The sequence below is a fragment of the Enterococcus sp. LJL98 genome, from assembly GCF_054871745.1.
Window position 1 is genome coordinate 17,453 of record NZ_JBTXLU010000014.1, and the last position, 20,655, is coordinate 38,107.

General features: G+C 39.3%; 22 protein-coding genes and 1 riboswitch. Of the genes, 3 read left to right on the plus strand and 19 right to left on the minus strand.

What is annotated here, in order from left to right:
- Positions 1–9 precede the first annotated feature (9 nt).
- The 5 genes from rpsA to ACYSNO_RS10980 all read right to left on the minus strand — a co-directional run bounded on the left by rpsA (position 10) and on the right by ACYSNO_RS10980 (position 5,173).
- Positions 10–1,212 carry a 30S ribosomal protein S1 gene (gene rpsA / locus ACYSNO_RS10960; protein WP_461731132.1) on the minus strand — a complete coding sequence of 401 codons (1,203 nt, stop codon included), beginning with the start codon at positions 1,210–1,212 and terminating at the stop codon, positions 10–12.
- Positions 1,213–1,367: 155 nt separating this feature from the next.
- Complete coding sequence (gene cmk / locus ACYSNO_RS10965) at positions 1,368–2,048, minus strand: (d)CMP kinase (RefSeq protein ID WP_461731133.1); 681 nt, start codon at positions 2,046–2,048, stop codon at positions 1,368–1,370.
- A gap of 52 nt (positions 2,049–2,100) precedes the next feature.
- Positions 2,101–2,694 (minus strand): SAG1386/EF1546 family surface-associated protein, encoded by a 594-nt coding sequence (locus ACYSNO_RS10970; RefSeq protein WP_461731134.1) that lies wholly within the window; start codon positions 2,692–2,694, stop codon positions 2,101–2,103.
- A gap of 80 nt (positions 2,695–2,774) precedes the next feature.
- Positions 2,775–4,166 carry a RecQ family ATP-dependent DNA helicase gene (locus ACYSNO_RS10975; RefSeq protein WP_461731135.1) on the minus strand — a complete coding sequence of 464 codons (1,392 nt, stop codon included), beginning with the start codon at positions 4,164–4,166 and terminating at the stop codon, positions 2,775–2,777.
- Positions 4,163–5,173 carry a helix-turn-helix domain-containing protein gene (locus ACYSNO_RS10980; protein ID WP_461731136.1) on the minus strand — a complete coding sequence of 337 codons (1,011 nt, stop codon included), beginning with the start codon at positions 5,171–5,173 and terminating at the stop codon, positions 4,163–4,165. The genes ACYSNO_RS10975 and ACYSNO_RS10980 overlap by 4 nt, the downstream gene beginning before the upstream one ends.
- A 27-nt stretch (positions 5,174–5,200) precedes the next feature.
- On the opposite strand from ACYSNO_RS10980, the gene ACYSNO_RS10985 reads away from it, so the two are divergent.
- On the plus strand, positions 5,201–5,428 hold the full coding sequence (locus ACYSNO_RS10985; RefSeq protein WP_461731137.1) for a ferredoxin: 228 nt from the start codon (positions 5,201–5,203) through the stop codon (positions 5,426–5,428).
- A gap of 74 nt (positions 5,429–5,502) precedes the next feature.
- Here ACYSNO_RS10985 and ACYSNO_RS10990 read toward each other — a convergent pair whose 3' ends face one another.
- The 14 genes from ACYSNO_RS10990 to ACYSNO_RS11055 form a co-directional block, all read right to left on the minus strand.
- Positions 5,503–6,096, minus strand: coding sequence for an ECF transporter S component (locus ACYSNO_RS10990; RefSeq protein ID WP_461731138.1), 594 nt, complete (start codon positions 6,094–6,096; stop codon positions 5,503–5,505).
- A gap of 145 nt (positions 6,097–6,241) precedes the next feature.
- Positions 6,242–6,377, minus strand: a riboswitch (FMN riboswitch).
- Positions 6,378–6,443: 66 nt separating this feature from the next.
- On the minus strand, positions 6,444–7,175 hold the full coding sequence (locus ACYSNO_RS10995) for a pseudouridine synthase (protein WP_461731139.1): 732 nt from the start codon (positions 7,173–7,175) through the stop codon (positions 6,444–6,446).
- A gap of 15 nt (positions 7,176–7,190) precedes the next feature.
- Positions 7,191–7,775: an SMC-Scp complex subunit ScpB gene (gene scpB / locus ACYSNO_RS11000; RefSeq protein WP_461731140.1), complete on the minus strand. Its 585-nt coding sequence runs from the start codon at positions 7,773–7,775 to the stop codon at positions 7,191–7,193.
- Between the two features lies 1 nt (position 7,776).
- The gene (locus ACYSNO_RS11005; RefSeq protein ID WP_461731141.1) at positions 7,777–8,526 is read right to left on the minus strand and encodes a segregation/condensation protein A; all 750 of its coding nucleotides are present in this window, start codon (positions 8,524–8,526) and stop codon (positions 7,777–7,779) included.
- Positions 8,527–8,545: 19 nt separating this feature from the next.
- Positions 8,546–9,436 (minus strand): site-specific tyrosine recombinase XerD, encoded by an 891-nt coding sequence (xerD, locus tag ACYSNO_RS11010; RefSeq protein ID WP_461731142.1) that lies wholly within the window; start codon positions 9,434–9,436, stop codon positions 8,546–8,548.
- A gap of 157 nt (positions 9,437–9,593) precedes the next feature.
- The gene (fur, locus tag ACYSNO_RS11015) at positions 9,594–10,049 is read right to left on the minus strand and encodes a ferric iron uptake transcriptional regulator (protein WP_461731143.1); all 456 of its coding nucleotides are present in this window, start codon (positions 10,047–10,049) and stop codon (positions 9,594–9,596) included.
- A 91-nt stretch (positions 10,050–10,140) separates the two neighbouring features.
- Positions 10,141–11,004, minus strand: coding sequence for a CvfB family protein (locus tag ACYSNO_RS11020; RefSeq protein WP_461731144.1), 864 nt, complete (start codon positions 11,002–11,004; stop codon positions 10,141–10,143).
- Between the two features lie 31 nt (positions 11,005–11,035).
- Complete coding sequence (locus ACYSNO_RS11025) at positions 11,036–11,359, minus strand: AzlD domain-containing protein (RefSeq protein ID WP_461731145.1); 324 nt, start codon at positions 11,357–11,359, stop codon at positions 11,036–11,038.
- Positions 11,352–12,056: an AzlC family ABC transporter permease gene (locus tag ACYSNO_RS11030; RefSeq protein ID WP_461731146.1), complete on the minus strand. Its 705-nt coding sequence runs from the start codon at positions 12,054–12,056 to the stop codon at positions 11,352–11,354. Before ACYSNO_RS11030 ends, ACYSNO_RS11025 begins: the two co-directional genes overlap by 8 nt.
- 72 nt (positions 12,057–12,128) lie before the next feature.
- Positions 12,129–14,117: a cell division site-positioning protein MapZ family protein gene (locus tag ACYSNO_RS11035; protein WP_461731147.1), complete on the minus strand. Its 1,989-nt coding sequence runs from the start codon at positions 14,115–14,117 to the stop codon at positions 12,129–12,131.
- A gap of 192 nt (positions 14,118–14,309) precedes the next feature.
- Positions 14,310–15,425 (minus strand): RNA polymerase sigma factor RpoD, encoded by a 1,116-nt coding sequence (gene rpoD, locus ACYSNO_RS11040; RefSeq protein ID WP_461731148.1) that lies wholly within the window; start codon positions 15,423–15,425, stop codon positions 14,310–14,312.
- Between the two features lie 23 nt (positions 15,426–15,448).
- Entirely contained in the window at positions 15,449–17,293 is a 1,845-nt protein-coding gene (gene dnaG / locus ACYSNO_RS11045; RefSeq protein WP_461731149.1) for a DNA primase, read from the minus strand.
- A gap of 165 nt (positions 17,294–17,458) precedes the next feature.
- A complete protein-coding gene (locus ACYSNO_RS11050; protein ID WP_461731150.1) occupies positions 17,459–18,097 on the minus strand; it encodes a lysozyme family protein in 639 nt (212 codons plus the stop codon).
- A gap of 107 nt (positions 18,098–18,204) precedes the next feature.
- Positions 18,205–19,209: a nucleoid-associated protein gene (locus ACYSNO_RS11055; RefSeq protein WP_461731151.1), complete on the minus strand. Its 1,005-nt coding sequence runs from the start codon at positions 19,207–19,209 to the stop codon at positions 18,205–18,207.
- A 163-nt stretch (positions 19,210–19,372) separates the two neighbouring features.
- On the opposite strand from ACYSNO_RS11055, the gene ACYSNO_RS11060 reads away from it, so the two are divergent.
- Entirely contained in the window at positions 19,373–19,645 is a 273-nt protein-coding gene (locus ACYSNO_RS11060; RefSeq protein WP_461731152.1) for a hypothetical protein, read from the plus strand.
- 119 nt (positions 19,646–19,764) lie between these two features.
- The gene (locus tag ACYSNO_RS11065; protein WP_461731153.1) at positions 19,765–20,466 is read left to right on the plus strand and encodes a hypothetical protein; all 702 of its coding nucleotides are present in this window, start codon (positions 19,765–19,767) and stop codon (positions 20,464–20,466) included.
- The last annotated feature ends 189 nt before the right edge of the window (positions 20,467–20,655 follow it).

Sequence of the window (20,655 nt, forward strand, 5' to 3'; positions counted from 1 at the left end):
TCGAAAGCATTAATCTTCTTTTAAAACATCGCCTAAAATATCACCCATCGTGAAGCCCGTTGATTCTTCAGGCATTACATAAGCTTCTTCAACTTCTTTCACAACTTCATTTTCAGGTTTTTCTTCTAACGCTTTAATACTTAAAGCAATGCGATGTTCTGTTGGGTTCACTTCAAGAACTTTCACTTGAACCGTATCGCCTTCTGTTAACACCTCATGTGGGGTTGCAATGTGTTTATGCGAAATTTGAGAAATATGCACGAGGCCTTCAACGCCAGGGAATACTTCAACAAAGGCACCAAAACTTGTTAGACGTTTAACGACGCCTTCCAAGGTTGTTCCAACAGCAGCTTTCGTTTCAATATCTGTCCAAGGTCCAGGTAACGTATCTTTAATTGATAAAGAAACGCGCTCTTTCGTTGGATCAACTGATAAAACAGCCACTTGGACTTTGTCGCCTACGGTTAATGCATCACTTGGTTTGGCAATATGCGTGTGTGCAATTTCTGAAACATGGACTAAACCGTCCACGCCACCTAAATCAACAAAGGCACCGAAATCAGTTAAACGGGCAACTGTTCCTTCAATTTGATCGCCTTCTTTAATCGTTGCAAGTAGTTCTTCACGCTTGCTCGCTTTTTCAAGTTCAACAACCGCCTTATGGGATAAAATTAAGCGATTTTCAGAAGGTTCAATCTCAATAATTTTAAAGGTCATTGTTTGTCCTTTATACCCCTCAAAATCATCGACAAAGTGGTCTTCAACCATCGATGCTGGCACAAAGCCACGTACACCTACATCAACAACTAAACCGCCTTTTACGACATTCGTTACTGGTGCTTCAATAATTTTTCCTTCTTTGAAATCTATTTCAATTTCTTCCCAAACTTTTTTCGCATCTAAGCGACGTTTCGAAAGTAAATAGCTTCCATTTTCTTTATCTTTACCGATTGTTGAGATAACGACTAGATCTAAGATATCGCCAACTTTTACGATCTCATTAATTTCTTCAACTGGCAAGGTTGAAAGTTCTTTGGCTGGAACAACCCCTTCGACGCCTGCTCCTTCAATACCAACGATTGCTTGGCGGTCCTCAATCGCTAATACTTCACCTTTAACGACATCTCCAACATTTACTTCTTGGAAATTACTCAATGCAGCTTCCATTGTTTCATTTCCCGCTTCTACCTGATTGTTTTCAAATTCTGTCATGACAAGTGTCCTCCTAACAACGATTCATTCTAATGGTACAAGTTATATGTTAAGTGTATGCTATTCTAAGAGAAAAATAAAGCGATTTCTCATCTTTTTATTAAAAAAACCTCTTTTCCCTTGATTTTCAGGGAAAAGAGGCGATTCAGACCTTCTTATTTCATTTTTTCTTGTTTTTCATTCATAATTTGTTCAATTGTTGCAACGACTTCAGAAATGCTCAAGCCAGTCGTATCGACTTTAATTGCATCAGCTGCCTGTTTTAAAGGGGACGCTTCTCGAGTCGAATCAAGATAATCTCTTTGTTCAATTTCTTTTTTTAAGGTTTCAAACTCAGCTTGAATGCCTTTTTCTTGATTCTCCTTAAACCGTCTTTCCGCTCGTTCAAGAACGCTAGCCACTAAAAATATCTTCACTTCGGCATCAGGTAAGACTGCGGTTCCAATATCCCGTCCATCCATTACGACGCCTCCGTGTTTTGCGATTTCTTTTTGTGCATCGACTAATTTTTCTCGTACTTTCGACCAGGCAGACACTTCCGACACACCATTCGTTACATCATTTTGACGAATGGCTTGCGTTACCTCTTCCTCTGCAACAAAAACCTTTTGTCCTTCAGGCGTTTGTTCAAACGTAATCGGGAATTTTTCGAGCAGCGCTACTAAGCCTTCTTCATCAGAAAATGGTACTTGATGTTGAATCGCTAAATACGTTAAACTGCGATACATCGCGCCCGTATCGGTATAAATAAAACCATATTTTTTTGCCAATAATTTCGCAACGGTACTTTTACCAGAAGATGCTGGTCCATCAATGGCAACGTTCATTTTTTTCATCTCATAAACCCCTTGTATATGTTTTCCATAAAAAAAACCGCCGAAACGGTTTTTAACGAATTTTTAATTGTTGACCTGGACTCAAATGGAAGTTATCCGCTGACATGCCATTTAAGCGGTACAATTCATCCACTGAAATTCCTGCTCGTGCGGCAACGGCATTTGGACCTTCACCAGCTAAGACCTCAATATACTCTGCACCTTCTGTTTGATTTTGATTTTCATCTGGTTGTTTTGGTGTTTCTTCCGGTGCTTGGACTGGTGGTGTCACCGCTTCGCTAGACGAATCGACCACGGCTTGCGTACTTGAAGTTGTTGTGGAAGAAGCTTCTGTACTTGATTCTGTGGTCGATTCAACCGTTGAACTCGACTCAATGGTTGACTGAATGGTTGTTTCCGGTGTTGGTTGCGGTTTGCTTGGTTTATTTTTTTGATATAATCCCCAAGCCCCCACGGAAATCGGAATCGCCACAATCAAGAAGATTAAGATGAGTACAGTGGTTAAGAAAGCCGTATTACTTTTTTTCGTGTGACGCTTTTGCGAACGACTAAGCGTTTCTTCCCCCTCTGTATCATAGATGGGTTGCTCCCAAGGTTCATTTGCTTCATTGTTTTGCATGTCTTTTTGTTTCTTTTTTCTACTCAATGTCTTTGCCCTCCTATGTCTCTTCGCCGTATTATACCATAGGAAAATGCTTCATGTCTTAATATTTTTATAAGGTTTTTTCATTCTTTAAACATTCTTTCTAAAACCATTTCCCAATCACTCGTAAAAGGTGCTTGCCAGCCCTCATTTGCCTGTTCTTCTTTTTGAGGTAGTTGAGCCCCGTGCCAGTCACAACATACGTCAGGAAAGTCGGAAACGTCTTCGCCTAAGGCTTGCAGCATTTGTTGTCGACGACATCCTTTCGCTGTAATATAAACGAGCATTTGTTGCAGTTTCAATTGTTTTTCCTGCTCATTTGCTTTCAAAGACGACAGAAATTGCGGCATCCCTTCAATCGCTCCTTGTTGTCGCCACTTCTCCTGTAATTCATCGAGTGGGAGTTCAAGGTTTTTTTCCACTTGATAAGTCAACTCTTCTCGTTTCATGCGCGTTGTCTTTTGAAAAAAATGATGAATCGCCTCATCCCCTGCTTGATACAGTAGTACCGCATAACTTTGCTCCTGATCACGTCCTGCACGACCGATTTCTTGTATATAATTTTCCATGCTGTCTGGCAAATCATAGTGGATAACGTAGCGAATGTCTCCTTTATTAATCCCCATTCCAAAAGCATTCGTCGCAATTAGAAATTGTAGCTGCTGATCATGAAACTGTTTTTGTAAAAGTGTACGCTGCTGATAATCGAGGCCCCCATGATAGTAGCCCAAACGATACTTCCCTTTTAATTCTTGATACAGGGCTTCGACCGTTTTTCTCGTCGCACAATAGATGATTCCAGCACCTTCAACTTGGGCGAGCAGTGTTTCTAAAGCCACTTTTTTATTAGAGGTCACGTCAACAAACAGACCAATATTTTCTCGGTTTGCAGAGTCACGATAAATATTCGGATGGTTTGATAGCAAGTGCTTTTCCATCTCTTCTTGTACTTTTAAATTTGCTGTAGCCGTCAAGGCCAAGGTCACTGGATTCCCCAAGGCTTTTTTGGCTAACCCTAAATTTCGATATTCTGGTCGAAAATCAATTCCCCACTGAGATACACAGTGGGCTTCATCAATCACAAACAAAGCAATTTTTTGTTGTTTTAATGCCTGCAAGACATTGGGTTGCAAAAGCATCTCTGGACTCAAAAATAAAAATTTCGTTTGCGGTAATTGTTCGATGGCAAATGCTTTTTCATACCCTTGTAAGGTTGAATTTAATGCAACGACCCTTTTTTCCCCGTAAGACAATAAGGCGTGGACTTGATCTTCCATTAACGAAATTAAAGGCGAAACGACAATGACTAATCCTTCACTTAAGTATCCCGTTAATTGATAACAGAGACTTTTACCTGTTCCTGTTGGTAAAATTCCTAAAGTATCATGTCCTGCGAGCAACGATTCGATAATTTCTTTTTGATTTTTACGAAAGGTTTGGTAACCAAAGTAGTGTGCTAAGGCTTGTTCAATCATTTTTCTCCTCTTTTCTCACGAATTTGATAGAGACGTAGTTCAAAAAAAGGGATTTCTTCGGACAACTGTAGTTGCCGATAAGTAAATTCCCAGGATTTTTGTGGCAACTGCTGAAATTTCTTTTCTTTTTCTTTCGTTAAAAAAGCAGAAAAAGGGAAATTCACATCCAACATTGCCCATTCGAGTAGATGATCATGTAAGGTTCCTTGCTTCAAGCCACGTTTGACACCGATTGCTTCGAGCGATAAGCCTGATTGAAACAGCTGCTTTGAAAATAAGGCACTTTGGTTTTGATTGGCACGTAAGGTAGGCCAGAGAAATTCATACAATAAAAAATCCGGATAATGAAGCAATACCGCAAAAAAAGCATGTAAATGATTCGAGAGATAGATTTGACTCCACGGAGTTTCTTGATATTGCTCAGGTAACAATTGAAAAAAAGCAGCGCCGTTTTGTTGAAACCCAGTCAAGGTTTGACTCAAAAAATTGGACGTTTCGCGCGGCAATGCTTGAAAAAGATGCGAAAGTTCTGCATAAATGGTTTCTCTTAACTGCGGCTTATGCAAGTGAACAAATTGCCGCGTTTTCATTAAATCGTAGGTCGAACTTGCTAAAGGCAAGTAGGAGCGACTCTTACCTAAATAAGAGGCTACTTGTGTTAAAAATTGAACGAGATGCCAGGCTTCTTGTTCCTTTCTTCCAAACCGAAAGGAATTCAAAAAGGGAAAGTCTGCGAAAAGCGTTGGATTTTGCTTCTCGCTTGTTAGCTGGAACTGTTTCGAATCGTCGTTCACTCGAACGATTTCTCCTGCTTTTTCTAATGTGGCCAACTGATGAGCAAATATCTCTTCCTTTAGTTCAGGAAAAATTCCAAAAAAAGGCAGCAAGTCATTAAAATACGCATAACTTAAAACCGAAGTCGTCCGCCTGCCAATCAAAACTTGATAGAGCGTAGTGGACTTTAACTTGTGCTTCTCTTGAAATAGAGCTAAAATAAACTTATTCATTTTGATCCTCCAGAAAGTGGTGATTTTATGCCTCAACGATGTAAAATTGAGCCTGAGCGCTGTATTGCTTGTGGCCTTTGCGCCATTTATGCGCCTAAAATTTTTGACTATGATGATGACGGCATCGTTCTTTTTGCGCAAGATCCGTCTGCTCATCAACAGTTTATTCAAAATGAGGACAAAGAACAAGTCCTTTTCGCTTATCGGAAGTGCCCAACACGCGCAATTTTGTTGGAAGATTCTACACCTTCCTAATGAAATACGTAAAAAAGTAACCAAGACGCCTAGGATAATGGGCATCTTGGTTACTTTTTGCTTGCTTAATTAAACTAAAAGGAATGGTGACGGCTAAAATGTTGTTTTTTTGCTAACCATGGCAATAACTTCGCATGTAAGACTAGGAAGACGACACTCACCATCATTCCTTTAATCAGGTTAAATGGGAAAATGCCTACGACAACATAGCTTGCTAAAGACATGCCTAAAAATTGGTCGGCTGTTACACCAAAAAAGAATAAATAAAGTGGCGTAATAATAAAGTAATTGGCAATACTTAAAACAAGACTCATACTCAGTATACCTGTCACCATGCCCAAAATTTTATTCAAGGATCCTGTCCCACGGCGGAAGATATAATAAATTGGCAATGTAAAAATACTCGTCGCAATAAAACTCGCAATATCTCCCACAAGGTTTTGCGGAGATAAACCTGTCAGCAACGTATGTAAAGTCGAGCGAATAAACGCCGTTAATACACCTGCTAAGGGCCCATATAAAAACATGCTCAGTAGAACCGGTATATCACTAAAATCGACCTTTAAAAACGGAAAAACGGGTAATATCGGGAAGGAGACAAACTGCATCACTAACCCCATTGCGGCAAACATTGAAACGGAAACCATCTTTTGAACCTTGTTACTCATTGTAAAATCCTCCTAATTTTTAGGAATCATCTTCAAAACGTCCTTAATTCATCTTTTTTTTGTCCTTATCATAAAAAAATACCCTATTTTTCTCCAAAGAAAAATAGGGTATTTGATTGACAAAAATTAAGACAACCTAAATACGCCCTATCTTCTTTCATCCAGACTTTACTGTCGGTATTGGAATTTCACCAATTCAGCCACTTTTTCCATCTAATAGAAAAAGCAGGTCGTGGACTTTCACCACCGGTCGGGAATTACACCCTGCCCTGAAGACGAACCTTATTATTTTTTATTACAAGACCATTATAGCTCATCTTGTGAAAAAAGCAACGAATTTGCTTCATTTATTTTTTACGGCTTGTTGCGGATAGATCCAGTAATTGACTCACTTCTTTTTTCGTCAATTCACGTGATTGGCCCGAACTTAATTTATCTAGGGTCAAATGACCATAGCGTTCGCGTTTTAGTTTTTGAACAGGCAGCCCAACTGCTTTCAACATCTTTTTCACCTGATGGTTTTTCCCTTCGTGAATGGTTAATTCTACGATACTGGTTCCTGTTTTCACGTCGTTTGAAAGGATATTGAATTTTGCAGGTGCCATTTTTTCACCCTCAATTCGTATCCCTCTGGTCAACGGCAGTAGTTGTTTGTTGTCTGCTTTTCCTTTAACTTTTGCAACATAGACCTTATCGACTTGATATTTAGGATGGGTCAATTTTTGCGAAAATGCCCCATCATTCGTCAAGAGTAATAAACCAGACGTATCATAATCTAAACGACCAACCGGATAAATACGTTCTTTGACATTTGGGAAAAATTCGGTGACTACTTTTCTGCCTTTGTCATCAGATACAGCAGAAATAACACCTCTTGGCTTATAAAGTAAGTAATAAACCGGCTCCTCTTGATAAATCGGAACATTGTCTACTTCAACAATATCTTTATTCCCAACTTTTGTCCCTAGTTCTTTGGTCACTTGGCCATTCACCTTGACACGACCAGCCAATATGTATTCTTCCGCTTTTCTTCTTGAAGCAATTCCTGCATGTGCAATCACTTTTTGTAATCTTTCCATTCACACATCTCCTCGTTAATCTTCTTTTACTAAATGCTCTTGAAACGAATTAAAAAATAAATCTTTGGGCATTTCTTCTGCTAAATCAGCTTCCATTTGTTCAATATCCGGTAATTCACTCATCGTTTTCAAGCCAAAATAATCCATAAAATAGGCGGTGGTGCCATATAAAATCGCTCGACCTGGTCCATCGACACGGCCTTGTTCTTCAATCAATTGTAAATTGGTTAAACGTTGAATGGAGCCCGAAGATTTGACCCCACGGATATCATCAACCTCCATCCGTGTAATTGGTTGCTTGTACGCAATAATCGCTAATGTCTCAATTGCGGCTTGCGATAGTCGGTTAGACATGGGCGATTGCGCGTATCGTTTTAATAGTGGTGCAAAATCTTTTTTTGTCGTTAAGATTAGTTGGTTCCCCACTTCTAATATGTGCAAACTCCGATTTTCATCTGCCAAATACGTCGCATTTAGCTCTTGAACTAAGGGATACACTTGGCTCGGCGTCTGATCAAGCAAAAAACTTAACTCTTCCAGAGCGATTCCCTCATCGCCAACAACAAATAAAATGGCTTCGATTTCACTTAATTTATTCATCTCATTCTCCTACTGCATATAACATCATTGGTTCTTCATTGCTTTTTTGAACGACCATCACTTTTTGCTTTTTCATTAATTCCAACAAAGCTAAAAAAGTTGTGACAATTTCACTTTTACTATAATGGCGTAAAAAGGCAGATAAAGGGCGACCTTCTTTAGGGCTTAGACCTTGAATTTCTCCTTCTAACCATTGCATTTTTTCTGCCATTGTGACTTCTTCTGCAGCAATCGTCGTTTCTAAAGGACTCTGTTGGCGTTTTTTTTCTAACATTTTATGAAAAGCAAAAAACAAATCAATGGTCGTAATTTGATTTTCTTTTAAAACCGGTTGTTCTTTCGTTTGAAAAGTTTCGACACTCATCGGCTCTTTCGTAAAATACTGGCTTCGTTCACTCGCTTTTTCAGCCAATTGATCGGCGGCATATTTAAACTTTCGATACTCTAACAGTTGATTGACTAACGCATCACGAGGGTCCTCTTCATAAAAATCTTCTTCTAATTCAAAGTCTAATTCCATCGTCGGTAGCAACGTTTGACTTTTAATCGCCATTAATGTTGCGGCCATCACCAAGTACTCCCCAGCCAGACCAAGTTCAAATTCTTTCATCGCATGAATGTATTGCATGTATTGATCAGTGACTGCCGCGATTGGAATATCATAAATGTCTATTTCTAGCTTTTGAATTAGATGCAACAGCAAATCAAGTGGGCCTTCAAACACATCTAATTTAATTTGAATTTCTTGCATTATTTCATTCCTTCAATTTCTAGGCTCTTGGGAAATACTGTTTATATACTTCCGTCATCCGTTTTTTCGTAATATGCGTATAGATTTGGGTCGTTGAAATATCCGCATGCCCTAACAACTCTTGCACCGTTCGTAAATCTGCGCCATTTTCTAATAAATGAGTCGCAAAACTATGACGCAGCGTATGGGGGGTCACATTCTTATGAATACCCGCCTTTTGAACAAGTTGTTTCATATTTTTCCAAATGCCTTGGCGGCTAAGTCCAGTCCCTTGTCGATTGACAAAAAGATGTGTTTCATCCGGCTGTTTGACGGTCAGTAGTGGACGTGCTTCTTCTAAGTAACGCTCTACCCACTGAATCGCTAAATCTCCTAAGGGGACGATGCGTTCTTTATCGCCTTTTCCAATCGTTTTTAAAAGCCCGATGCTTAAATGCAAATCTTGCAGACGTAAACTCACCAATTCACTGACCCTTAATCCTGTTGCATAGAGTACCTCTAGCATCGCTCGATCACGAATCCCCAAGGGTTCTTTTGTGTTTGGCGTTTCAATCAAACGTTCCACTTCGGATAAACTTAAAATATCAGGCAATCTTTGGGATTTTTTCGGCAATTCAATATGCTGCATTGGATTATGGTCGGTCAATCGCTCTTGGCGTAAAAATTGGTGGAATTGCCTTAGACTTGTAATCATCCGTGCAATCGTAGCGGTTGATTTTTTCTCTTCTTTTAATTGTTGCAAAAAATCAATCACTAAAAAACGATCCACTGCTTGCCAACTCGACACTTGTCTGAGAGTTAAAAAAGCCAAATATTTCTCAAGGTCGCGACGATAGTTCGTTTTGGTATTCTCAGCAAGTCCTCTTTCAATGGTCAAAAAATGTAAATAATCAATAATTTGCTCGTTCATTCCTCCACCTACTCTCAACACCCTATCATACCAAATTTTTAAGCATTCGAATAGCATCCCTTAAAGAATCCTATTTTTTTCTTTTCTCACACTCGTCAACCTTTTTAAGTACAAACAGGGAAGATTCGAAAAAAGCTGAACTTCCTTCGAGAGAAGTTCAGCTTTTTGTAAGGACTTGACATTTTTGACAAACACCATGAAAGGTCAAACGATGATCTTTTACGAGAAATTGAAAATCTTTTTCAACAATTTTTTCAACTTCACCTAGAAGATCGTCTTCAATTTCTTCAATATTTCCACATTCCAAACAAAGCAAGTGGTGGTGAAAATGATCGGCGCCTTCTTTTCTTAAGTCGTACCGAGCAACCCCATCATCAAAACTAATTTTATCGACAATTTTAATATCTGTTAAAATTTCTAACGTTCGATAAACCGTTGCTAACCCAATATCAGCATTTTTCTTTTTTACAAAAAAATAAATTTCTTCTGCAGATAGATGGTCTTTTTCGTTTTCTAATAAAACGAGCAAAGTAGCTTCTCTTTGAGGGGTTAGCTTAAAACCGGATTCATGCAATTGATTTTTGGTCTTTTTCAAAGAATCTGTAATATTCATTTTATCCCCTATCTTTTATAATCATTCTAAAGAACTTCTTTTTACATATAAGAATCATTATAAAGTAGCAACATGAAATAAACAAGGGAAACTAATCAGACTTCTTTACTAAGCGTGTCACGCCATCTTTTTGTTCAATCAATCGTTGTTTCATTAAGTTTCCTAACGCTCGTTTAAACTGGCCTTTACTAATTCCAAACATGCTCAAAATCTCTGCTGGACTTGACTTGTCTGTGTAAGCCATTTGGTTTTCCGGCGCGCGATTTAAAAAGGCTAAGATCATAGCCGCATCGTCCCCAATCGCTTCATGCGCCCGTGGTTTTAAGGATAAGTTTAAAGAACCATCCGGACGAATACCAATCACTCGTGCTTGCACTTTTTCACCTAAACGAGGTTCTTGATAACGCTCAGATGGATGAATAAAACCTAAATGCATGGCGTCGGTAATGACAAACGTACCGACCATTTTTAAGCGGTAAACCGTCGCAGTCACATCTTGATTTAAGGCTTCTTCTCCAGCTGGTTGACCGAGCGCTTGAAACATTTTCTCATCTGCAAGGTTCCCCCAAAGACGGCCTTTTTCATCCACGCTTAAGGCAATCATCAATTGATCTCCTTTTTTCGGCCATAGTTCACGCATTAAAGGCAATTCATCCGAAGAAACCGCAACATCCTTATCTGGCAAGCCAATTGAAACAAACACGCCTAAATCACGTCTAGATTCAACGACCTCACCATAGGCATAATGATCTTTTCGAATTTGTGGAATGTTTGTTGTGAAACACCACTCTTCTTTTTGGTTTTGGTAGCCAAAACCTTCAACTGCATCCCCTAAGGCATACGTTCCTTCTCCCTTGTCTAAACGAAAGGTAATCCCATTTTTTTGAACAAAATAAGCTTGTTCATTCTCATCAATAATCAATCCGCTAAATACGGATGCGATTAATTCATTCATTTTGTCTCCTCATTCCTTCTCATTCTGAGTTTTATCCGATTAAACGAATAAGTGCTATTGTAATAATACCTGTAATCACAATTTTCATCAAATCTTTTGTGTAATAACCAATGATAAAAGTTGGAATACAAGCCATTGTTTCTTGAATTTTTAATTTTGGTAAATGATTATCTTCCACAACAAGTAAACTTTGCAGTAAAAGAGCGGCTAAAATACATAATGGTAAGTAGTCTAAAAACTGCCGGAAACGTGGAGAAAAAGTGACTTTTCGCGAAAAAACAAAGGGTAAAACTCTTGGAATCCATGTCACCAAGCCACTGCCTAAAATGAGTAGCCAATAATTTTTATCAGTCATTCATGAACCCTCCAATCAAAGAGCCAATCAATGTTGCCAAAATGACGGACAATTCCGGACTGGTCCACCACATCAAGAAGTACAAACTGATAAACACGCTGGCTAACACAAGAATTGTTTTTTTTGTGTGACGTTTAAGTTCGGCTTCGGCTTGAAATAAAAACAACCCCAAAAACATCGCGACTAAAGCAAAATCCAACCCTAAACGTTCAGGTTGGCTGATAAAACGGCCTAAAACGCCTCCTAGAACAGTCGAAACGATCCAAACGCCATAAGCCAAAAGATTCAACCCATTCATCCAAGGCACGCTAACCACGCGATTCTGACGTAAATAGGTCGTGAGTACCCCATAAGATTCATCTGTCAATAAGGAACCGATGCCAATATTTTCCCACAGACTCGCTTTTTGAAAATAGGGTGCGACAGATAGACTCATTAAAAAATGGCGTAAATTAACAAAAAAGACCGTAACAATAATCGAGGTCATTGGCGCTTGAATCGCCAATAAGCCACAAATAATAAACTGGGCACTTCCAGCATAGACAATCACGGACATTAAAAAGATTTGTAAAATACTTAAACCAATCCCTTTGCCCACAACCCCCATGGCAAAACCAATCCCCAAATAACCTAAAATCGTTGGTACACAAGCACGAATGCCATCTGCGAAAGTTGGCTTGTACTCAACAGTTTCCATAAAAAAACCCCCTTCTTTTCGATAAGTATACTGAACTATCATATCGAAAAGAAGAGAGAGTCTCAAGTTTTATTAATTGGAGCCATTCCCCTTGAAATAACCAGTCTTGGCATTCACGGTGACAAGGTAAAATGGCAAGCTTGATTGTGGGGTGCCGGTTAATAATTTTGATTGGTTACTTGTCGCATATAAATGGTAGTAACCTTCGCCATTTTCAATCCGAACCGGTTCCAAATAGAAACCATCGGCCACGACATAACCACGATCGATTACGGTTTTAATAAAGGCATCATACACTCCGGGTGCCCACGCCCATCCTGCATGATTCACGTCATTAATATCACTTTGACGGGAGGCAATGATTGGCTGATTGTTCCGATTCGTCGGAGTATTCGCACTTAGAATTTCTTGTCCTGCATTTTCGCGTTTTCCTTGATTGGCAAGCGCTTGCTGCTGCTCTTCATAGGCAATTTTAGCTGCTTCTTCTTCGGCTGCTTTTTTCTCTGCTGCGAGCTTCGCTTCTTTTTCTGCTTTTTCACGTGCAACAAGGGCTTTTTCAACGGGTTCTAATTCAGCCAATAAGGTCTCTTTGTCAGCAATCTCAAATAAATCGCTGACTTGTTTTTTCACGCCATCAAATGTCTTTCTTGAAAGATCAGCTGATAGTTTCCCCTCTTGATAAAAAGAGGTCACCTCCGCTACTGCTTCTTGAGCACTTTGGACTTGTTGCAACTCAATTTTACCTAACTGTAAAGCTTCATTAGCTAAAATCGCAAAAAGTGTTTTCTCAGTTAACAACTCTGTAGAAATCGGTTCTGTACTCTTGATGTGAACTTCTTTGTCCAATTGATCGCCCACAATAATTGGCTTAGTAAATGACGCGTTAATCGTATCGATTAATCCCATTTTTTTTCGTAAATCTTGACTAAGCGTCTGAACTTCTGAATACTTTTCTTGTTGTTTAAATGCTGGGAGCTGGTCGATTAATTTGTTTAGTTCATCAATTGTTTTTTCAGGTTTGACAAATTGTTGTGCTTCGTCTAAGTAAAAACCTTCAATCTGCTGCGTCAACGTTGAAAAATCTTTTTCTTGTTGGATTTGTTCCTGACGTGCAGCTTCGGCCTTTTGTTGTGCATCCACATAGAGCCAACCCCCTCCTGCTGCAAATAACACACCTGCTGCTGTGAGGTAAAGCCATTTTTTATTCTTTTGTTTTTTCGGTTGACGCTCGTTCGTTTTTGGCGTCTCCTTGGTTGGTTCTTGCTCTGCTCCCGCAAGAGGTGGTAGCGGATCGAGCGTTTGCTGCTCTTTTTCTTCGAACTGGCGAATTCTTTCTAAAGCCATTTCGGTTTGTGAACGTTCTTTTGCTTGCGCTTCTTCCTCGACAATTGATACACCTGGTATGGGTTGCTTCGCTTTTATTTCCTCTTTTGTTGCTTCAGCTTGCTTGTCATCAGCCGTCGGTAAGGGTGCTTCCAAGTTTCCTTGCAGCGATGATAGAGCTTCTTCTACTGGTGCTTCAGTCACTGTTGCGGATGCTTCCAACGTCGTAGTTTCTTCTAAAGGGGCATCTTTCATTTCCGTCAATGCTTGCTCTGTTTTCGTTTCCTCTTGAAACGTTGGGGCTGCCTCTTTTTCTTCGACGTCTTCCTCACCTTTCGTCACAATGACAGAAGGTTCTGCCAAACTTTCCTCTTTTTCCTCTTTTTGTTTTTCAATGGCTGCAACCAAGTCTTGATCTGCTGCTTGATCGCCATTACGATGGCGTCGAATATACGCTTCCAAGATCGGATTGTCCGCAAACTCATTGGTTGAATCTGCTGCTTCTTCATCAATTGCATCATTAAAGTGTTCCATGACTGATCCGAGTGAAACTTCTTGGTAATTCGACCAGTTAATATTATCATTTGACTCTTTTTCTGATTCTTCAAGTGGCGTAGTCAATGTTTGATCTTCTTTAATTTGTTTTGAAATATTTTCGTTTAATTCTGAACCACAGCTTGGACAAATCAATTGATCCTGAATGGGTTCAAACTCACAATGAGGACATTTTTTTATCACTTTGTTGACTCCTTTTTCTTTCATCAAAGTTAAATTTAACATAGTTTACAAGCTTAGCCAAGACTTATTCCATTACGTTTTTATTAAATTCCAACTCCCTTCTCCTATCGGTTTAAAAAGTCTTTCATTGAACCATAACTTTCAAACACACAAAAAAAGGGTGACAAACAACTGTCACTCCTTTTTTCTTTTTTATTCTAAAAAGTCTTTTAACTGTTTGGAACGAGAGGGATGGCGTAATTTACGTAAAGCTTTTGCTTCAATTTGGCGAATGCGTTCACGAGTCACACCGAAAACTTTCCCCACTTCTTCAAGTGTTCTTGTGCGTCCATCGTCAATTCCAAAGCGGAGACGTAAGACGTTTTCTTCACGATCGGTTAACGTATCTAACACATCTTCTAATTGTTCTTTTAGCAGTTCGTAAGCCGCATGTTCTGCTGGACTTGTTGCATCTTTATCTTCAATAAAATCACCTAAATGCGAGTCGTCTTCTTCACCAATTGGTGTTTCCAAAGAAACAGGTTCTTGAGCGATTTTAAGGATTTCCCGAACTTTCTCTGTCGGCAGGTCCATCTCAGCTCCGATTTCTTCCGGCGTTGGTTCGCGTCCCAAATCTTGCAAGAGTTGTCTTTGGATACGAATTAATTTATTAATCGTTTCAACCATATGAACAGGAATGCGAATGGTTCGTGCTTGGTCGGCAATCGCACGAGTAATTGCTTGACGAATCCACCAAGTCGCATACGTTGAAAATTTAAATCCTTTACGATGATCGAACTTTTCAACAGCCTTCATTAACCCCATGTTTCCTTCTTGAATGAGGTCTAAAAACTGCATGCCACGACCTACATAACGTTTCGCAATACTTACGACTAAACGTAAATTGGCTTCTGCTAAATCTTGTTTTGCTTGCTGATCGCCTTCTTCAATTTTCAAAGCTAAGGCAACTTCTTCATCTGCAGTTAACAAGGACACTCGGCCAATCTCTTTTAAATACATCCGAACGGGGTCATTGATTTTCACACCTGTTGGAGCAGAGAGGTCTTCGTGTGTGGTTTTCTTTTCTTTTTCTTCTGCTTTTTCTTCGGATTTCAAACTATGAACGGAAGGATCGCCATTTTCATCAACGACACTAATTCCGGCATCTTCTACTTTTTGAATTAAAGCATCCATCGCGTCTGCATCCAACTCAAAGGGTGTCGCTAATTGATTCGACAGTTCATCGTAAACAACTTGCCCTTTACTTTTGTTCTCTTTGATAAAGTCTTTGACCGCTTTATCGTATCCTACTTTTATTTCTTCTGCCATGAGAGAAATCCCCCTTTAATGTGCTATTGCGTTTGCTTTAATTGTTTGGTTAATCGAATAATCTCGACTGCTAGTTCTAATTCTAATTGTTGATTTCCTTGTTGACTCGCTAGTTGCTGAGCTAATTTCTTTTTTTGAATTTCTTCAACCAAAGTAGCCGTCTGCAAAATACGAATCAGGTCTTGAACTTCTTGTTCACTACTTTCGCGGGGTACATTCAGACTCGCAATTTGAATCACGAGTTGTCGTAATTTTTCTTCTTTTAAAAAATCCAAAAATCGCGAAACTTCAAAGGTCATTTCCGTCGTGAAATACGTGTCATATAACAAGTACAACTCTTGATAAATTTCATCAGGAAAATGGATTGGAAAATTTTTAAAGCGCTGATTAAATCCTTCTTCATTAAACAGACGATAGAGCAACAACTCTTGTGCCTTCTCGATTTGCGTTTTCTTTCTTGGTGCAGTTGTTTGAGGCGCCATTGGTAATTCCTCTTGATAAACGGGCACTTCTACCTGTCTCATTCGTTGCTGGCGCTTCATCTGTTTGATTTGATTGAGTTGTTGTTGGAGCGCTTCACGACTCACTTGAAATTCTGTCGAAAGTTGCGTTAAATAACGATCTTGTTCAATTAATGAATCGACTTCAATCAATTCTTCTAACAACACGTCTAAATAATCAAGTTGATCTTTTTCATTCGCTAAATTTCGCTGCAACCGATGATAAGTCATTTTAAAAGAAAAAATCGTTTCTCTTCCATGAATCGCTAACTGACGAAAGGCCTCTGCTCCATACTTGCGCAGGTAGTCGTCTGGATCAAGCCGTTCTGGGAAATGCAAAATCGATAGTTTCAATCGCGTCTCTTTTTTTAATAATTCAATCCCGCGATTGGTCGCTTCAACACCTGCCTGATCGCCATCGTATGCAAAAATCACATTTTCTGCTAATCGCTCAATCGCAACCAGTTGCTGTTGAGTCAAACTCGTCCCCATTGAAGCAATCCCATTTTCAATACCTGCTTGCCAAGCAGCTAAGACATCCATAAACCCTTCGAATAAAAAAACTTCTCCTGTTTTTCGGATGGTTCCGCGCGCTTTATCTAAGTTAAACAATACTTCCCGTTTATTAAAAATAGCTGTTTCAGGTGAATTCAAATACTTAGGTTGGTTGGGATCAGAAAAGGCTTCCGTATCAAACCAACGACCTGAAAAACCAATCGTTTTCCCTTGCGGATTGCGAATTGGAAAGATTACACGCTGGTAGAAACGGTCTAATAATTGACCATCGTCTCGCTCAACAAATAACCCTGATTCTGCAAAGTATGCTTCTGCTAAATTTTCATTACGAAAAATCTTCTCCAAAAACTCTCGTTGCATGGGCGCAAACCCAATCTGATACTCGGTAATTAGTTCTTCGGTTAGTCCTCTTTTCAACAAATAATCGAGCGCTGCTTGCCCTGCAGTTGTTTGCATCAATAAATGATGATAGATTTCTGCCGCTTTTTCGTGTAATTCGATTAAATGTTTACTCTTTGACGCTTCCCCTGTTTCAAACGTACGTGTTTGATATTGCGTATCTAAGGGAATTTGTTCCAGTTCCGCCACACGGTAAACCGATTCGGCAAAGCTTAATCCCTCAATTTCCTCCATAAAACGAAAAACATTGCCTCCGCGACCGCAACCAAAACAATAATAAAATTGTTTGTCTTCCGCGACAGAAAATGAAGGGGTTTTTTCATTATGAAAAGGACAGAGCCCTGTGTAATTATGACCACCGGACTTTTTGAGTTGGACGTATTGTCCGATAATTTCAACAATATTCGTCCGACTCCGAATATCATCGATGACAGATTGTGGAATCTTCATCACAGCGGACTCACCTCCTACAAATAGTCTTCAGGAGCTTGTCTTTATCGGTAAAAAATCGCACTAATCGGAATCAGCGCGATTTTAAAACAGACAGTTTTCTACGTATTCCATTCTACCACAATTGACAAATCTTTCAAGTCCTTTGCCTGAGGACTCCCTATGTTTTTACCACAAATCCCATAAAAAATGAAAAAAACGCATTTTCTGTTCATTCCATTTGACTGACTGGGCATAAAAAATATTTCCCCCATCATAATACAAATAGCCGCCATTGTATAAAAGGGACGATAGGCGCCAATAACGATAGCGCGCCTGGGTCGTATTTCCTAGTTCTGGAGCTAAATACGCTCTTGAATACTCTTCAGCTAAATCCAAAGTATTGATCCCACCACGTTCACGCACAAAAGGAATGTAATCGAGTCCGAAATTATAGGCTTGAACGGCGGTCCATAAATCAACCCCTTCGCTTTTGGCAAGGGCCAAGTTGTTGGCTAAGTATGCGACTCCTTGGTCGATGCTTTCTTCGGGGAGTCCCATTTTTCCAACTTCGCCATAGGCACTCTCAGAACTTTGCATTGGATCGGGACCCACCCCTTTTGATTCTGTCAAAATCATACTTAAAATCAACTCACTGTATTCTGACACACCGTATAACTCTGCTTTTTGGATGACTTCACTTTCTAGCGCCATCACTTGTTGATAATATTTTACATTTTTCATAAATAAAAAAGAGAACCCACTAATCACGAGGACAAAGAAGAAGAACATCCCTTTTCTTGACCGTTTTTTCTTTTTTCGTCTCATCTTTATCCCACCTTTTTTTGGTCAGACTTCAGACTACTATTTGTTTCTTTTTTTGTCTATAAAATCAAGCGTTATTTACTGAAACGACCGATTTTTTAAGTTTTCTTTTATAAACGATTGATAATATCTTCGACCTTTTTAATCGTTACCGAAAGCGTGCCATCCGGATGATTGATAAATTCAATCAAGTCTGGATTCCGATACACATCAAGTGGCACAATTAATTCAATCCCGTTTGACAGCCTCAACTTTTGTTTGCCAAATTTTTTTTCAGAAATTTCTTGCACGTCTTTAACAAGGGGGGCTTGCTCAATAAACCCTTTTTCTTTGATTTCCTCTTGAAAGGCCAAACGGGCAGAAATATTTTCCTTAAAAACTTTTTCTGCAATTTCAGAAGTATCAATGGCCCCTACCGTTTCAATCGTGTCAAAAACGGCCTCTTGTACATTGGCTAAGACATCATAAGTTGGTGTTTCAAACTTTTCGCTCATCTTTTTGGCTGCTTTTTTGATCACACTCAAGTTTTCATCTAACGAAGGCATCGGTACCGATTCAATGACATTCGTAGAGAAATAAAAACGTTTTTCACCAGAGAACATAAATTTTTTCTCAATTAATTCATAAGCGAGTGTTTCTAAGTGAATCGTTAACCCCTCATCTGGTTTTTGACTTTTGCTAGCTAAGATGGCACGATTTAAAATCAGCTGGTTTGCAATCCCAGCTTCACTTAAATCCGTAAAATGCGTGTAAGCTTCTTTATAATGAACCTTTATAAAAGCTAGGTATGTCTGTGCATCTTCCTCATATAAAACAATAAAAACATCGCTGTTTGGTGCATCCTCACTCGCACGATAAAATTGATACCAATGATTCACAAAACTTTCACTAAAAGCCACAAAATTTTCAGTGGCTTGAGTCAACATTTCGCCGACTTTTGATTCGGCCAGCAAGGTCCCCGTCTTCGTCTGAGCGGTCGATAGTTTTTGAATTTTTTTGATTAAATAATCTCGAATAAATGCTGCTGTTAAATCAAGTGGCACTTGCGAGTACACTGGATCACCTGCCTCGCGATCGACTAAGTGTAAAATTGCTTGTTTTAAATAGATATCCATTTTTCTTATCTCCTTTACCTGACTTAGTATACTCAATTTTCATGAAAGGGGGAATATGATTCTGAAAGTCTTTGTTTTTTCTTCGTTTTTCCCACCTAGTTTTTCCCACCTAAAAGAAATATGGTATACTGATAGCAAAGACTTGATTACAAAAGGAGAACATATGGATATTTTTGAACGTCTCAACGCATTAGACACAGCGATCACACAGACCTTTCAACCCGCCTTTATTTTCTTAGTGCATCCAGATAAAGTACAACACTTCCCTGCTCGAGAATGGACCAATGCACAGGTTCGTGATGCCTTGCAGCAACACTTGGGAATGGATTATACTTTGGATTTATGGAAGGGCCAACTCATCGCAATTGCAAAAAATCAACAATGCATTGCCATTTTGCCAAAATATGCAAGCATTGCGAGCCTAAGCGAGGATTGACTCTTAGTTAGCTTTCATTTTACTCACCGTTTTTTAATGCAAAACCGATTTTTCATGAAAATACCTTTCTATTTTTCGGTTTTTTGCCTATAATTTAACAGTATCGAAAGGGGATCATCATGAAAAAGAAACAATTAGCAAAATTAAAACAACAATTTCGTCCGTCTTTTAATCAAGCCCGCGCACAACTCTTCCGCGAAATGGAAAAGCAGGCAATGACTCACTACCAACTACCGGTTGAAGTCGGAATTCATTTTGAAACACCTGAGGAAATGTCTATTACATTTTTAGGTGAAACAACACGCGATCAAGTCATCGCCGTACCACTAGATGAAAATTTCAACCTCGTCATCAAACGGATTCAACAGTCAGAAGCTGGTTTATTAGCTCGTTTCAGTCGGAAGCTTGTCGACGAATTTGCTAGTTACTGGGGAGCAACAACGCAAGGAACAAAGAAAGAAGAAATCAAAGAAGCGGCTCCTGTCACTCTTGAAGCTGCGACGACACAGACGCCGACAGAAAAAACACTCGTTGAAAACGAAACAGAAGGCGCTGTAGAAAAAGAAGCAACTACCAAGTCGGCTTTCGATGAGTTTAAAACCGCCATCACAGCCTTCCCAAAATTTGCTGTCGTGGAAGAGACCGATTCCTTACACGTTGTTGAAAAAACTGCAAAAGAAGACCGTTTGCTTGCAACAATTTCTACGAAGGAAAAAAATCAGTTTACTATCGAACCCGCTTTGGAGCGCAAATATAAGTTAAAATTAGAAGTGATTCCTGTTATTGAAGCTTTCTCAGCAACCGTGGAATCCACAAAATAATCGCCAAAGGGGCTGTGACAGATGTCACAGCCCCTTCCTATTTTACAAACGTTTAAGGGATAAATAGGAAACAAAAGCCTACTCTTTTTAAAACTCCACGAAATTCGAGCACTTGAAAAAGTCAATTGCTCAAAACTCCCTGCCATTCCTCAAAGCAAAACGACTTTATGTCACCTTTTTCTTTGTACG

Coding starts and splice junctions, on each gene's coding strand:
- ACYSNO_RS11030 (WP_461731146.1), bottom strand. CDS start 12,056: ATGGAAACTGTTGAGTACAAGCCAACTTTCGCAGATGGCATTCGTGCT.
- scpB (WP_461731140.1), bottom strand. CDS start 7,775: ATGAATAAATTAAGTGAAATCGAAGCCATTTTATTTGTTGTTGGCGAT.
- ACYSNO_RS11050 (WP_461731150.1), bottom strand. CDS start 18,097: ATGAGACGAAAAAAGAAAAAACGGTCAAGAAAAGGGATGTTCTTCTTC.
- ACYSNO_RS11020 (WP_461731144.1), bottom strand. CDS start 11,004: ATGAATGAATTAATCGCATCCGTATTTAGCGGATTGATTATTGATGAG.
- rpoD (WP_461731148.1), bottom strand. CDS start 15,425: ATGGCAGAAGAAATAAAAGTAGGATACGATAAAGCGGTCAAAGACTTT.
- ACYSNO_RS10980 (WP_461731136.1), bottom strand. CDS start 5,173: ATGAATAAGTTTATTTTAGCTCTATTTCAAGAGAAGCACAAGTTAAAG.
- cmk (WP_461731133.1), bottom strand. CDS start 2,048: ATGAAAAAAATGAACGTTGCCATTGATGGACCAGCATCTTCTGGTAAA.
- ACYSNO_RS10990 (WP_461731138.1), bottom strand. CDS start 6,096: ATGAGTAACAAGGTTCAAAAGATGGTTTCCGTTTCAATGTTTGCCGCA.
- ACYSNO_RS11065 (WP_461731153.1), top strand. CDS start 19,765: ATGAAAAAGAAACAATTAGCAAAATTAAAACAACAATTTCGTCCGTCT.
- fur (WP_461731143.1), bottom strand. CDS start 10,049: ATGAATATTACAGATTCTTTGAAAAAGACCAAAAATCAATTGCATGAA.
- ACYSNO_RS11005 (WP_461731141.1), bottom strand. CDS start 8,526: ATGCAAGAAATTCAAATTAAATTAGATGTGTTTGAAGGCCCACTTGAT.
- ACYSNO_RS10975 (WP_461731135.1), bottom strand. CDS start 4,166: ATGATTGAACAAGCCTTAGCACACTACTTTGGTTACCAAACCTTTCGT.
- ACYSNO_RS10985 (WP_461731137.1), top strand. CDS start 5,201: ATGCCTCAACGATGTAAAATTGAGCCTGAGCGCTGTATTGCTTGTGGC.
- ACYSNO_RS11025 (WP_461731145.1), bottom strand. CDS start 11,359: ATGACTGATAAAAATTATTGGCTACTCATTTTAGGCAGTGGCTTGGTG.
- xerD (WP_461731142.1), bottom strand. CDS start 9,436: ATGAACGAGCAAATTATTGATTATTTACATTTTTTGACCATTGAAAGA.
- ACYSNO_RS11060 (WP_461731152.1), top strand. CDS start 19,373: ATGGATATTTTTGAACGTCTCAACGCATTAGACACAGCGATCACACAG.
- ACYSNO_RS11055 (WP_461731151.1), bottom strand. CDS start 19,209: ATGGATATCTATTTAAAACAAGCAATTTTACACTTAGTCGATCGCGAG.
- rpsA (WP_461731132.1), bottom strand. CDS start 1,212: ATGACAGAATTTGAAAACAATCAGGTAGAAGCGGGAAATGAAACAATG.
- ACYSNO_RS10995 (WP_461731139.1), bottom strand. CDS start 7,175: ATGGAAAGATTACAAAAAGTGATTGCACATGCAGGAATTGCTTCAAGA.